This is a genomic window from Bacillus cereus group sp. N24 (assembly GCF_016483345.1).
Classification (GTDB): Bacteria; Bacillota; Bacilli; order Bacillales; family Bacillaceae_G; genus Bacillus_A; species Bacillus_A toyonensis.
In genome coordinates, this window is record NZ_JAEHCA010000014.1 from 21,324 (window position 1) to 34,120 (window position 12,797).

Here is a 12,797-nt window from a genome sequence, read left to right on the forward strand (position 1 = left end):
ACAAAAAGCCTCCCTTTATTTTGTCCTCATAAGTAAATATATGAAATATGGTGCACCAATTACAGAAATAACAAGACCGACCGGTATTTCTGAAGTTGGCAACACACTTCTTGAAATTACATCTGCAAATAAAAGCAAGAACGTTCCTATTAATGCTGCAGTTGGTAACATGATTTGATGTTTACCACCAACAAGGCGTCTCGCTAAATGAGGAGCCATTAAACCGATAAAACCTATTCCGCCCGCCACCGCAACAGATGCACCAGCTAAACAAACTGCAATAAATAATAATTTACGTCTTTCTTTTTCTACGTTTACACCAAGGCCAACAGCTGTAGAGTCGCCTAAATTCATTACATTTAATATGTGTGCTTTACTAATAGCAAGCGGTAAGAAAATAACCATCCATGGAAGTACACTTAATACGAATTTCCAATCTGTACCCCAGAGACTTCCTGCTAACCAAATCGTAGCAAAACGAAAATCGTTAGATGTCATCTTCATAGAGAAAATTAAACTAACGGCACCAAATCCAGCCGCAACGGCAATACCAACAAGTATTAATCGAGTCGATGAAACGCCGTCTTTCCATGCTAATAAGTAAATAATAACTGCCGCTAATATCGCACCAACTAGGGCGAAAAATGGAAGGATAAATACAGATAAAAATGTACCCGTCCCAACTTTTCCAAAGAAAAAGTAGACGAATATAACAACCGTTAATCCCGCTCCAGCGTTAATACCTATAATACCTGGATCAGCAAGTGGATTTCTTGATAGTCCTTGCAGAATTGCACCTGACATGGCTAACGCAGATCCTACTAATATAGCGATAACCATACGCGGCATACGAAATTCAAATAAAATAACTGACTGATCTTCAGCCCCGAGTCCAACCAATGACTTTAATACATCCATTGGTGGTATTTTAAAAGTTCCTGTATTTAAACTAATAAGAAATATAGAAATGATTAATCCTACTAAAATTGTCAAAACAGAAACGTTCTTTTTTGTTAAGACGCTCGTCCTCACATTTTTCCTCTCCCTTCGTTACGTGCTAAGTAGAGGAAGAATGGAACCCCAATTAGCGCTGTAATTGCTCCAATTGGCGTTTCAAATGGTGGATTAATAACGCGAGATAACATATCTGCACACTCAATTAACAATCCACCTAAGACTGCAGAACATGGAATAACCCATCTATAGTCTGAGCCTACTAGGAAACGAGTCATATGTGGAATTACAAGACCAACAAACCCAACTGATCCTGCCATAGAAACTGCAGAACCTGTTAACACAAGAACAAGTACTGTTCCGATAAATTTAATTAATGTCGTATTTTGACCAAGTCCAATCGCAATTTCTTCACCGAAGCTCAAAATTGTAATATATCTCGACATCATAATTGCAATAAAGAGACAAACTAGGCCAATTGGCACTAACATATTAATACTTTGCCATTTCACTCCAGCAACTCCGCCTGCATTCCACATACTCACCTCTTGGGCAAGATTGAAATACAGCGCAATTCCAGATGAAATTGCCCCTAATAAAGCACTAATTGCTGCACCTGCTAAAGCTAATTTCACAGGTGTTAATCCACCTGGTGAAGAAGACCCAATTCCATATACAATACTTGCGCCAAACGCAGCTCCAATAAAAGATGCAATAACAAACATTAAATAAGGTGAATTAGGGAAAAATGCATACATAATTGCAATCCCGAATACAGCGCCATCTGTAATCCCCATTAACGATGGTGATGCAAGTGGATTTCGCGTCATACCTTGCATAATTGCTCCTGATACCGCTAAAAAGGCACCTGCAACTACGCCCCCTATTGCTCTAGGCATGCGAAGTTCTTGAATTACGTTATGATGCGTAATAGAACCATCAAACTGAAACACAGCTTGCCATACAGTCTTTAAACTAATATCTGCCGCGCCAAACGAAATAGAAACTGCCATGCTTAAACCTAACAAAATTGTACCCGCTACTAAAATAATAGAAGCGATGAGCGGCCTGCTCTTAATCTCTTTAACACTCTCTTCTTGTTGTTCTATACTCCTTGCGCTCGCTTCCATCCCTCAACCATCCTAACCAACAACATATATTTAATAAAATGAAATTTATTCTCAAATAGTAATAAAAAAAATAGGTGAATTGGCTTATTCCTGATAATGATTATCAGAATCAGACACTTTCTATTCTACCCACCGCTTCAAAAGGCTGTCAACCATTATTTTGAAATACAAATTCATATAAATCGACAATTTAATGAACAGTTGATGTCCATCTGTCACTGACTATCAGTAATAACCAATTAAGCTTCCATAGAATAACTCATTCCTCTTATGGGTATAAAAAAAGAAGAGTAATCTGTTCACTCTTCTTTTTCTTACTTATTTAACTTTGCTTCAATTTTTACAATTAATTCATCTTCTGTTGGAGCTGCAACTGGACGATTATTTACAAATGCGAATGATTTTTTACGACCAGGACCACAGTAAGACTGGCATGCAACTTCAATCGTTGCACATGAATCTACTTTTTTTAACTTCGGAATTAACGTTTTAACGTTCGTTGCCTGACAATCATCGCACACACGAAATTCGTTTCCCATTATATAACACTTCCTCTATTTTAAACTTTTCTCAAGTACATTTAAAAATAAACACTAAATGGTATTTTACCGCTCTTTTAAGCTCGTTGCAAGTTTCCTTGCGACGCTCTTTCCTTCATATAAAGCTACATATTTATATGCTCTCCTACAGAAGCTTCCATCATTCTTGGCAAAATTTATCCCGCTATTTGCGGGCAGTAAGACTTCCGCCTTAAAATTCGGCGAATATGAGTGAGTTAGGTAGAAAATCCACTGCCCGTAAAAACCCCTAATAATCCGCGGGAGACGGACAAAACTTTCACTGATTAAAGTTTCACTTTATTCCTTTCATCGAAATCTACCATATTTTTAAAAGCTTTGTATAAAAGTACATTTTTTTGCCCATTATAAAAATAGGAAGTTCATAAAAAGAAAGGGAGTTGAATCTATGAAAGTAAGACAAGATGCTTGGACAGACGAGGATGATTTATTACTTGCTGAAACGGTACTTCGCCATGTTAGAGAAGGAAGTACGCAATTAAATGCATTTGAGGAGGTAGGAGATCAGTTAAATCGCACATCCGCTGCTTGTGGTTTCCGCTGGAATGCCGTTGTTCGCTATAGTTATGAGCAGGCTCTTCAACTAGCAAAAAAACATCGTAAAGATAAAATGCGTGCTGCGAGCGGTGAACAAGCGAAAAAACGTTTACTTTATACACCACCAGCTTCAGGAGCGATAACTGATTATGAAGAACTAGTACAAGAGGAAACAACTGTACAGTATAAAGAAGCTAGTCTATATCAAGAACCTACTATCCCTGCTGTAAAAAGCTCTATCACAATGCAAGATGTTATTTACTTTTTACAAACCGTTGGATCTTCAAATATAAAAGTAACCGGTCTTGAAAACGAGAATACGAGATTGAAACAAGAAATTAAATCTCAAATCTTGCGAAATGAAGAACTAGAAAAGAAACTAGAAAAATTAGAACAACAATCTCATACTGTACAAGAGGATTACGAAACACTTATGAATATTATGAACCGCGCTCGTAAATTAGCAGTAATGGATGATGAGGAACGTTCGCAAACTTCTTTCCGAATGGATCGAAACGGTAATTTAGAAAAAATTGCAGAATAAAAAGGATGCATGCAATGCATCCTTTTTATTCTTTCACTTCAAGCACACATGTTTCTTTTACTTTAAAATCTCTCTTTATATATGGGAAAACTCCTTTCATCATTTTTTGCTATAATAGAGATTGTCATTTTAAAGATAAGGGGTTAGTTATATGAGCAATTCCCGTTCAATTTTATCTCAGCCAGAGTGGCGTATTGTAGATCAGTCTAGTTTAGGACCGACATTCCATGCCTTGCAATCATTCGCAATGGATGACACATTATGCACAAGTATTGGGAATGGTGCATCCGCTGCAACAATGCGTTCTTGGGTTCATCACAATACAATCGTTCTCGGCATTCAAGATTCACGCCTACCACACTTAGAAGAAGGTATTTCCTTTTTAAAAGAAAACAACTTCAATGTTATCGTTCGTAATTCCGGTGGACTTGCGGTCGTACTTGATGAAGGTGTGTTAAACGTATCACTTTTATTCCAAGAAACAGAAAAAGGTATCGATATTGATCTTGGATACGATACAATGTGGCATTTAATTAAAGAAATGTTAAAAGATTACGACGTTACAATCGAGGCAAAAGAAATTGTTGGTTCTTATTGTCCTGGTAGCTATGATTTAAGTATTCGCGACCAAAAATTCGCAGGTATTTCTCAGCGCCGTATTCGCGGTGGGGTTGCCGTACAAATTTACTTATGTGCTACAGGAAGCGGATCGGAACGCGCTGCGCTTGTTCGCGACTTTTACAATGTAGCAATTCAAGGAGAAGAAACACGCTTCACGTATCCTGAAATTGTACCGAGTACGATGGCCTCACTTTCAGAATTACTTGGTGAAACAATTACAGTACAAGATTTAATGATGCGTCTTTTAAAAACATTACAGCAATTCGCTCCAAAGTTAACACCATCTCAATTAACAGTAGATGAAGTTCCTTTATATGAGACGAATTTACAGCGTATTATTGATCGTAATAATAAAGCACTTGGCTTAGAAAAATAAAAACGACCACCCTAAGGGTGGTCGTTTTTCATAGCAATTCATTATAGAATTAAAGTGCTTGAGCTGCTGTAATTAAAGCTAACTTGTACACTTCTTCTTCGTTACATCCACGAGATAGATCATTTACAGGCATGTTTAAACCTTGTAAGATTGGTCCTACTGCTTCGAAGTTACCTAAGCGTTGAGCAATTTTGTAGCCAATATTACCAGCTTCTAAGCTTGGGAATACGAATACGTTAGCATCACCTTGAATTGTAGAACCTGGAGCTTTTTTCTCAGCTACAGATGGTACGAATGCAGCATCGAATTGGAATTCTCCATCTAAAGTTAATTCTGGAGCCATTTCTTTCGCAATGCGAGTTGCTTCTACAACTTTTTCTGTTTCTGGAGATTTCGCAGAACCTTTTGTAGAGAAGCTTAACATAGCAACGCGTGGATCAATGCCGAATAGTTCAGCAGTTTTCGCACTTTCAATACCAATTTCAGCTAAATCTTGACTGTTTGGTGCAATGTTAATTGCGCAATCAGCGAATACATATTTCTCTTCTTCACGTACCATGATGAATACGCCAGAAGTTTTTGTAACGCCTGGTTTTGTTTTAATAATTTGAAGTGCTGGACGCACTGTATCAGCTGTAGAGTGAGCTGCACCACTTACTAAACCATGTGCTTTGCCCATGTATACAAGCATTGTACCGAAGTAGTTTTCGTCTTTAAGGATTTTACGAGCGTCTTCTTCAGTTGCTTTACCTTTACGGCGTTCAACGAAAGATGCTACCATTGCATCCATTTCTTCGTATGTAGCTGGGTCATAAATATCAACGCCTGCTAATGTTAAATTCATGCTAGCAGCTTTTGCGCTAATTTCTTCTTTATTACCAACTAAAATTGGTTTTACTAACTCTTCTTTTGCTAAACGCTCTGCAGCGCCTAAAATTCTTTCATCAGTTCCTTCAGGAAGTACGATAGAAATGCCTTTTCCTTGAACTTTTTCTTTTACTGTTGTAAATAAGTTGCTCACGAGTAAACCCTCCTACATATGTTAAAAAACTCTATCTTTAAGAATACTGCTTTTCCTCTATATTTTAAACTTATAGCTCCCAAAAAATAGATAAAATGAAAATGATTATATTTTCATAAAATTCAGCCGAAAATTATGTCCTACTTAAGCCTTATTTTCTCCCGTTTTCTAATAAATATAAATGTGACAATTTTATGTGCCGAAACTTTATATAGATGATTTTAAAACTATATATGCTATAGTTAACGTGTAAAACTATCATTAACTGAGGTGAATAGAATGAGTGAAGCAACAACAACGTTAGATGGCTGGTATTGTCTACATGATTTACGTTCTATTGATTGGGCTGCATGGAAAACATTATCTAGCGACGAACGCGGACAAGCTGTGTCTGAATTTTTAAATGTCGTTGAAAAATGGAACGAAGTAGCTACTGCAAAAAAAGGTAGTCACGCAATGTATACAGTTGTTGGTCAAAAGGCTGATATTATGCTTATGATTTTACGTCCAACAATGGAAGAATTAAATGAAATTGAAACAGAACTAAATAAAACAACATTAGCTGAATATATGGTTCCTGCATATTCTTACGTATCTGTTGTTGAACTAAGCAACTATCTTCCAGCTGATGAAGATCCATACCAAAACCCACAAATTTTAGCTCGCTTATATCCTGAATTACCAAAAGCAAATCATATTTGCTTCTATCCAATGGACAAGCGTCGCCAAGGTGATGACAACTGGTACATGCTTCCTATGGAAGAACGTAAAAAAATGATGTACAGTCATAGTAAAATTGGCCGACAGTACGCAGGTAAAGTACGCCAAGTTATTTCAGGATCAGTCGGATTCGACGATTTCGAGTGGGGCGTAACATTATTCGCTGATGATGTTCTTCAATTTAAGAAACTTATATATGAAATGCGCTTCGATGAAGTAAGTGCTCGTTACGGTGAATTCGGAACATTTTTCGTAGGAAACATTTTACCGAACGAAAAAGTAGAGAAATTTTTACACATATAAATAGTGAAAAAGGAACGAATTTCGTTCCTTTTTTTATTATCCTCTATATTTCTCCTCAAAAAACTTCTTTTCTCCGCAAATTTGAACAAAAATCGACAAATTCTTTTCAAATTTCTTGTAAAATTGTAACCTTTTTATATATAAAGTTATGCTAAAATGATACGAGCTATATGCTAAATACCGATGCGAAGGTGATAATCTATATGAAGAAAATCTTGTCTATTTTACTATTGCTTTTATTGTCAATTTCTTCCTTAGTAGTAACAACATCCCATGCGGAAGAAAAAATACATATTGAGGCAGCCGCTGCACTTCTATTTGATGCAGATACAGGAAAAATACTGCATGAGCAAAATCCAGATGAATTACTAGCTATCGCTAGTATGTCAAAATTAATTGTTGTTTATGCTGTTTTAGAGGCAATTAAAGAAGGGAAAATTACTTGGGATACAAAAGTAAATATTTCTGATTATGCTTATGAAGTCTCTCGTAATAACGAATTCTCTAACGTACCATTTGAAAAAGGACGTCAATATACTGTAAAAGAATTATATCATTCTATCGTTATCTTCTCTGCGAATGGATCTAGTATTGCTTTAGCAGAACTTCTTGCAGGAAGCGAAAAAAACTTCTTAAATCTTGCAAATGACCATGCAAAAAAACTAGGGTTAAAGAAATATAAATTTGTAAACGCTACTGGGTTAAATAACGCTGATTTAAAAGGAAAACACCCTGAAGGAACTGATCCGAATGGAGAAAACTCCATGTCAGCTCGCGATATGGGTATTCTTTCAAAAATAATAATTACAAAGTATCCAGAAATGCTAGAGGATACAAAACAAAGATTTAGAAACTTCCCGGATAATCATCCGAAGCCAATTCGTATGGAAAACTGGAACTGGATGCTACCAGGTGCTGCTTTCGCTTATGAAGGATCAGATGGTTTGAAAACAGGAAGTTCTGATACAGCTGGATATGGATTCACTATTACAGCAAAACGTGGTGATTTACGTCTTATTTCCGTTATTATTAAGACAAAATCAATGGACGAGCGTTTCACAGAATCTCGTGCATTAATTGAATATGGATTTAATAGCTTCGAAAAACAAAAGCTGAAAATTGATAAAAATAATACAATCTCTGTAGTAAAAGGGAAAGCAGATCAAGTAACTGTTGCACCTGAAAAAGAAATAACAGTAATTGCGAAAAAGGGTGACAAATCACCTTACAAAATTTCTACTGAAGCAGATAAGTCACTCGCTGAAGATGGACATTTAATTGCTCCTATTAAGAAAGATACAAAGGTGGGTTCCATCGTTTTAGAATCAACTGATAAATATGGTTTCTTAGATGGAAATAAGAGCATGAAGATTGCTGCAAAAACGACAGAAGAAGTAGAAAAAGCAAATTGGTTCGTATTAACAATGCGTTCCGTTGGTGATTTCTTCTCAAACTTATGGTCCAAAATATTTTAATGATAAAAAGCTAGCACACGCTAGCTTTTTTATTTTTCTCTCTCAATGTAAAACTTCGTTTGGTTGTCATATCTGAGTCCTTTTCCTCATACGTATGAACTAGTAATTGTTCCACACTTCATCTAGAGATAAAGTGAAACTTTAATCAGTGGGGGTTTTGTTCATCCCCCACTGATTATTAGCCTTCACCAATCGGGCGTTTAGGGGCAGTTTGATCTCCCACCCACCTTCTTTGCTCCAGCCAAATTTTAAGGTGGGAGCCTTACTGCCCATTAATGCGGGATAAACCTCTTTCCAAAAGGTATTCCACAAAGAGAGGTGACACATAATGGGTGTTATTGCTTATAACGAAGAAGATGTAAAGTTATTAGCTAGACTGATGCGTGCTGAAGCCGAAGGAGAAGGGCAACAAGGAATGCTAATGGTCGGAAACGTTGGGGTAAATCGTGTCCGTGGAAATTGTTTAGATTTTAAAAAGATACGTAATTTACGTCAAATGGTTTATCAAAATCCTGGTGGTTTTGAGGCAACTCAAAAAGGATATTTTTATCAGCGAGCGAGGGAGCAAGATATCGCATTAGCAAGACGGACCATTCAAGGACAACGTTTTTGGCCCGCTAACTTTGCCTTATGGTTTTTTAGGCCTGAAGGTCCTTGTCCGCCAACTTGGTATGACCAACAAAATTCTGGTCGCTTTAAAAAGCACTGCTTCTTCCAGCCATCTGCCGGAGACTGTCCAAGCGTATATTAGGGAATGAAAATGAGGAGGGATTTTTGAATGGCACAGCAACAAAACCCGTACTATGGAACAGGTTTTTATCAACCATCAGGCACTTACGTACAACCGCAACAAATGACCGCGCAGCAACAGCAACAACAGCAAGCAATGCAACAACAAGCTGCTCAGGCTCAACTTGCAGTTTCTCAAGGGATGTTACCGCTCGAGCAATCATACATTGAAAACATTCTTCGCTTAAATAAAGGAAAGCAAGCTACAGTTGTAATGACTTATGAGCGTGGTAGCTCGCTCGGTACACAATCTTATACAGGGATTATCGAAGCGGCCGGACGTGATCATATCGTTATTAGTGAACCACAATCAGGGAAACGTTTTTTACTATTAATGATCTACTTAGATTATGTAGAATTCCCAGAAGAGATTACGTATTTACCTAGTCAACAAGCAACTTATGCTCCGAGACCATAAAAAAAAGCTGGCAAATGCCAGCTTTTGTTTTTTTATAACCCTTTTACTACTGCAGTTCCTACTAAAATCCACGCCACAATAAACGCTACACCACCAAGAGGTGTAATTGGACCAAAGAACTTAATACCTGTCGTACTTAGTGCGTAAAGACTACCTGAGAACATAATAATCCCAGCTACCATAAGCCAACCAGCAGTAGTTAAAAGTGATGATTGAATCTTATCCATCAATAGAGCAACTACGAATAGTCCACCTGCATGAAACATTTGATATGTAACGCCTGTTTTCCAAACTTCTAACATTTTCGCAGAAATTTTATTTTCTAAACCATGTGCCCCAAAGGCTCCTAACGCAACAGATAGCCCCGCTGCAATACAACCTAGTAAAAAGAAAATTTTCATCTTAATTCCCCTTTTTTACTTTTATCATAAGCAATTTTTTCATATAAGCCAAACGATTTAATCCTTAAAAATCAAATAAAGAATTACCATTTGCACCTTCTTCTTTTATATACACAGGTTCTCCAGAAACCGGTATAACTGGTTGGACTGGTTGGACTGTTGTTATAGGCTGCGATCCAATTACTTGCGATTGAATTTGCGGCTCTCTATACGTAGAAGATTCAACCTGTTCATCTAATAGTAAATCGCATAAAGCACGCACAACTAATAAATGATCTTTTGATTTTTGTCCTTCACTACTTTTTGCCTTTGCAATTTCATTCGCCATTTTATTTAAAATCTTATCGCTCGATATTTGCATTCCTTATCACCTCGTACTTTGTAGTTCTTTCTCAAATTGCCCCAGCTTCTCTACTGAACCAAATACTATTATCATATCATGTTCTTGCAATTTTTCCTGCCCCGTCGGATTATGTATAATATCCCCACTTCTCAAAATCGCTAAAATTGTTACATCAAATTGATTTCTCACATCACTCTCTAGTAACGATTTATTGACTAAGATAGAATCGTTTCCGACTGAAATTTCTTCAATTACAAATGATTGCTCTATTCCATACAGTACTGTATCAATATAATGAACTGTTAGCGGATTCGCAATACCTTTTGCAATATGAATTCCTGCCATACTAGATGGATTAATAACCTTATTTGCACCAGCACGCCTTAATTTATCTTCGGTTTCTTGCTTTTCCGCTCTTGCTACAATTTTAATTGCATCGTTTAATCCTCTTGCCGTTAATGTAATAAATACATTTTCAGCATCATTTGCAACAATAGCAACTAAACCAGCCGCTTTTGAAATTCCAGCATGATGTAAAACTTGATCCTCCGTCGCATCTCCATGTATATACAAAAGCTTTTCCTTCTCTAATATGCTTTCATCTTTATCGACAACAACAAATGGAATTTTCTTTTCTTGCAATTCATGTACAACTTGAAGCCCCACTCTACCGCAACCACATACTATAATGTGATTTTGTAACTGTGCTATTTGTTTATCCATCTTCTTCCTCCGCACTGCATGAAATAAATTCCCTTCAATAATTATAGCTGCCACTACTCCAATTGCATATGTAACAATACCAACACCAACAGGAATAATAAGGAGCGCAAATACTTTCCCTGCTTGCGTTACAGGAACGGCATCTCCGTATCCAACAGTCAATACAGTAATCATCGTCATCCAAAATGCTTGAAACAAACTAATCTCTTCAATTGTCATAAATCCTAGTGTTCCTAAAATTACAACAAAGGTCATACATACAACAGCTATCCATAATTGCTTACGTGCATTCATATCGTGTTTCAACTCTTTTCTCTATCTACAATCTTTGCCAGTGGAAATAAAATACGTATATACTAGATACGGAATCTATGAAAGAGGTTGATATAATGAAGACATTTCTTTCCGCCTTACAATGGGCACTATTTATTTTAGCGGGAAGCCTTATTGTACCAATTAGTGTCGCAACTAGTTATGGTCTTGATGGCGCTGAAGCTATCGCATTCGTACAAAGAACATTATTTGTTCTAGGCTTTGCTGGTCTCTTGCAAGCTATATTTGGGCATAAACTTCCTATTCAAGAAGGTCCTGCTGGCCTTTGGTGGGGAATTTTCTCCCTTTACGCAAGTTTAGGCGTCATATTATTTGGATCAAGCAATGAGACACTTAAAGTTCTTCAATATGCTTTCTTATTAAGCGGTATTATTTGCATTATTCTTAGCGTTTTTGGACTCATTGATAAACTAGTTCGCTACTTTACACCGACAGTTATTGGAACATATTTATTTCTTCTTGTCACGCAACTCAGTGGCTCCTTCTTAAAAGGAATGTTTGGTCTTGATGGACAACATACAGAAGTACAACCAAAAGTATTTATTCTTTCACTCATTGTTATTTTACTATCCTTTTTCATTATGAAGCTACCTATTATTGGACAATATTCCGTTCTCTTCAGTATTGTCTGCGGCTGGATTTTATTTGCATGCTTCGGATTATCTAATCCTGTAACACCTGTAACAGACATAATCCGTCTTCCATCTCTATTCGTTTTCGGAATGCCTCGCGTTGAATGGAACATGGCAATCACAGTCATTTTCGTTACACTATTACTTCTAACAAATATGTTAGCAAGTATTCGTGTTGTACAAAAGGTTGTTTCTAAGTACGAAACAGATGCAGCTCCAGATCGATTTAAACAAGCTGGCATTATAACGGGAATAAATCAATTGCTAGGCGGTCTATTTTCAGCTATTGGACCTGTTGCCATTTCTGGATCAGCAGGATTTATTGCAACGACTAATATTTATAAACGCCTTCCATTTATATTAGGATCAAGCTTTATTATTGCCGTTAGTATATTCCCAAAAATCACTTCATTCTTTGCAGCAATCCCAGTTGCAGTTGGTTATGCCGCTATTTATCCTGTATTCGCAAGCATGATTGGCCTCGCCTTTCGAGAATACGAAACTGTCCAGGATAAAGAACGATTATTTAAAGTAGCCGGTCTTTCCATCTTTACAGGAGTCGGGGTTATGTTTGTTCCAGCAGGAGCATATTCCACACTTCCACCATTTCTAGCATCTTTTTTAAGTAACGGTCTCGTTCTTGGATCTGTAATGGCAATCTTGCTAGAAATACTATTTTCTCGTTCCACAGCAAAACAACTATCGTAAATTGGAAAACTTCCATTATTGCACTCTACCTTTAGAGTTGTTACGATAAAATCAAACTTTAATCATTGGGGTTTTATTCATCCCCAATGATTATTAACCAATATTATGAGCAACACACTCATAATAATTTATCTACTTCTTTTCAAAGAGGTTTGATGTCTTACTATTATTCCTCAACATCTTCATGAACA

14 protein-coding genes are annotated in these 12,797 nt (G+C 36.9%); 7 read left to right on the forward strand and 7 right to left on the reverse strand.

The annotated features are described in order from the left end of the window. Positions 1 to 15: 15 nt before the first annotated feature. The 3 genes from JDS95_RS19235 to JDS95_RS19245 all read right to left on the reverse strand — a co-directional run bounded on the left by JDS95_RS19235 (position 16) and on the right by JDS95_RS19245 (position 2,623). A complete protein-coding gene (locus tag JDS95_RS19235; protein ID WP_001260765.1) occupies positions 16 to 1,032 on the reverse strand; it encodes a FecCD family ABC transporter permease in 1,017 nt (338 codons plus the stop codon). Further along, positions 1,029 to 2,084: a FecCD family ABC transporter permease gene (locus tag JDS95_RS19240; protein ID WP_144467584.1), complete on the reverse strand. Its 1,056-nt coding sequence runs from the start codon at positions 2,082 to 2,084 to the stop codon at positions 1,029 to 1,031. The genes JDS95_RS19235 and JDS95_RS19240 overlap by 4 nt, the downstream gene beginning before the upstream one ends. A 314-nt stretch (positions 2,085 to 2,398) precedes the next feature. Then, on the reverse strand, positions 2,399 to 2,623 hold the full coding sequence (locus tag JDS95_RS19245; RefSeq protein ID WP_000526075.1) for a YuzB family protein: 225 nt from the start codon (positions 2,621 to 2,623) through the stop codon (positions 2,399 to 2,401). A 427-nt stretch (positions 2,624 to 3,050) separates the two neighbouring features. Between JDS95_RS19245 and JDS95_RS19250 the strand changes: the two genes are divergently transcribed. Then, positions 3,051 to 3,743: an RsfA family transcriptional regulator gene (locus JDS95_RS19250; RefSeq protein ID WP_000868366.1), complete on the forward strand. Its 693-nt coding sequence runs from the start codon at positions 3,051 to 3,053 to the stop codon at positions 3,741 to 3,743. Positions 3,744 to 3,894: 151 nt separating this feature from the next. After that, positions 3,895 to 4,740 (forward strand): octanoyl-[GcvH]:protein N-octanoyltransferase, encoded by an 846-nt coding sequence (gene lipL / locus JDS95_RS19255; protein WP_000071939.1) that lies wholly within the window; start codon positions 3,895 to 3,897, stop codon positions 4,738 to 4,740. Positions 4,741 to 4,789: 49 nt separating this feature from the next. Here the strand turns inward: lipL and pta are convergent, their stop codons facing one another. Then, on the reverse strand, positions 4,790 to 5,761 hold the full coding sequence (gene pta, locus JDS95_RS19260; protein WP_000067216.1) for a phosphate acetyltransferase: 972 nt from the start codon (positions 5,759 to 5,761) through the stop codon (positions 4,790 to 4,792). A 279-nt stretch (positions 5,762 to 6,040) separates the two neighbouring features. Between pta and hemQ the strand changes: the two genes are divergently transcribed. The 4 genes from hemQ to gerQ all read left to right on the forward strand — a co-directional run bounded on the left by hemQ (position 6,041) and on the right by gerQ (position 9,466). Further along, positions 6,041 to 6,784 (forward strand): hydrogen peroxide-dependent heme synthase, encoded by a 744-nt coding sequence (gene hemQ / locus JDS95_RS19265; RefSeq protein ID WP_001287596.1) that lies wholly within the window; start codon positions 6,041 to 6,043, stop codon positions 6,782 to 6,784. Between the two features lie 203 nt (positions 6,785 to 6,987). After that, positions 6,988 to 8,259, forward strand: a complete 1,272-nt coding sequence (locus tag JDS95_RS19270; protein ID WP_085450934.1) for a serine hydrolase — start codon at positions 6,988 to 6,990, stop codon at positions 8,257 to 8,259. 328 nt (positions 8,260 to 8,587) lie between these two features. Next, complete coding sequence (cwlJ, locus tag JDS95_RS19275) at positions 8,588 to 9,010, forward strand: cell wall hydrolase CwlJ (RefSeq protein WP_000538157.1); 423 nt, start codon at positions 8,588 to 8,590, stop codon at positions 9,008 to 9,010. 27 nt (positions 9,011 to 9,037) lie between these two features. Next, complete coding sequence (gene gerQ, locus JDS95_RS19280) at positions 9,038 to 9,466, forward strand: spore coat protein GerQ (RefSeq protein WP_000068641.1); 429 nt, start codon at positions 9,038 to 9,040, stop codon at positions 9,464 to 9,466. Positions 9,467 to 9,498: 32 nt separating this feature from the next. On the opposite strand, the gene JDS95_RS19285 is transcribed toward gerQ, so the two are convergent. The 3 genes from JDS95_RS19285 to JDS95_RS19295 form a co-directional block, all read right to left on the reverse strand. Next, positions 9,499 to 9,867, reverse strand: coding sequence for a DUF423 domain-containing protein (locus JDS95_RS19285; RefSeq protein WP_000688311.1), 369 nt, complete (start codon positions 9,865 to 9,867; stop codon positions 9,499 to 9,501). A gap of 64 nt (positions 9,868 to 9,931) precedes the next feature. Then, the gene (locus JDS95_RS19290; protein ID WP_001167340.1) at positions 9,932 to 10,228 is read right to left on the reverse strand and encodes a YwdI family protein; all 297 of its coding nucleotides are present in this window, start codon (positions 10,226 to 10,228) and stop codon (positions 9,932 to 9,934) included. A 6-nt stretch (positions 10,229 to 10,234) separates the two neighbouring features. Beyond that, positions 10,235 to 11,227, reverse strand: coding sequence for a potassium channel family protein (locus JDS95_RS19295; RefSeq protein ID WP_000994011.1), 993 nt, complete (start codon positions 11,225 to 11,227; stop codon positions 10,235 to 10,237). Positions 11,228 to 11,322: 95 nt separating this feature from the next. Between JDS95_RS19295 and JDS95_RS19300 the strand changes: the two genes are divergently transcribed. Next, positions 11,323 to 12,606, forward strand: coding sequence for a purine/pyrimidine permease (locus JDS95_RS19300; protein WP_070174007.1), 1,284 nt, complete (start codon positions 11,323 to 11,325; stop codon positions 12,604 to 12,606). Positions 12,607 to 12,797 lie beyond the last annotated feature (191 nt).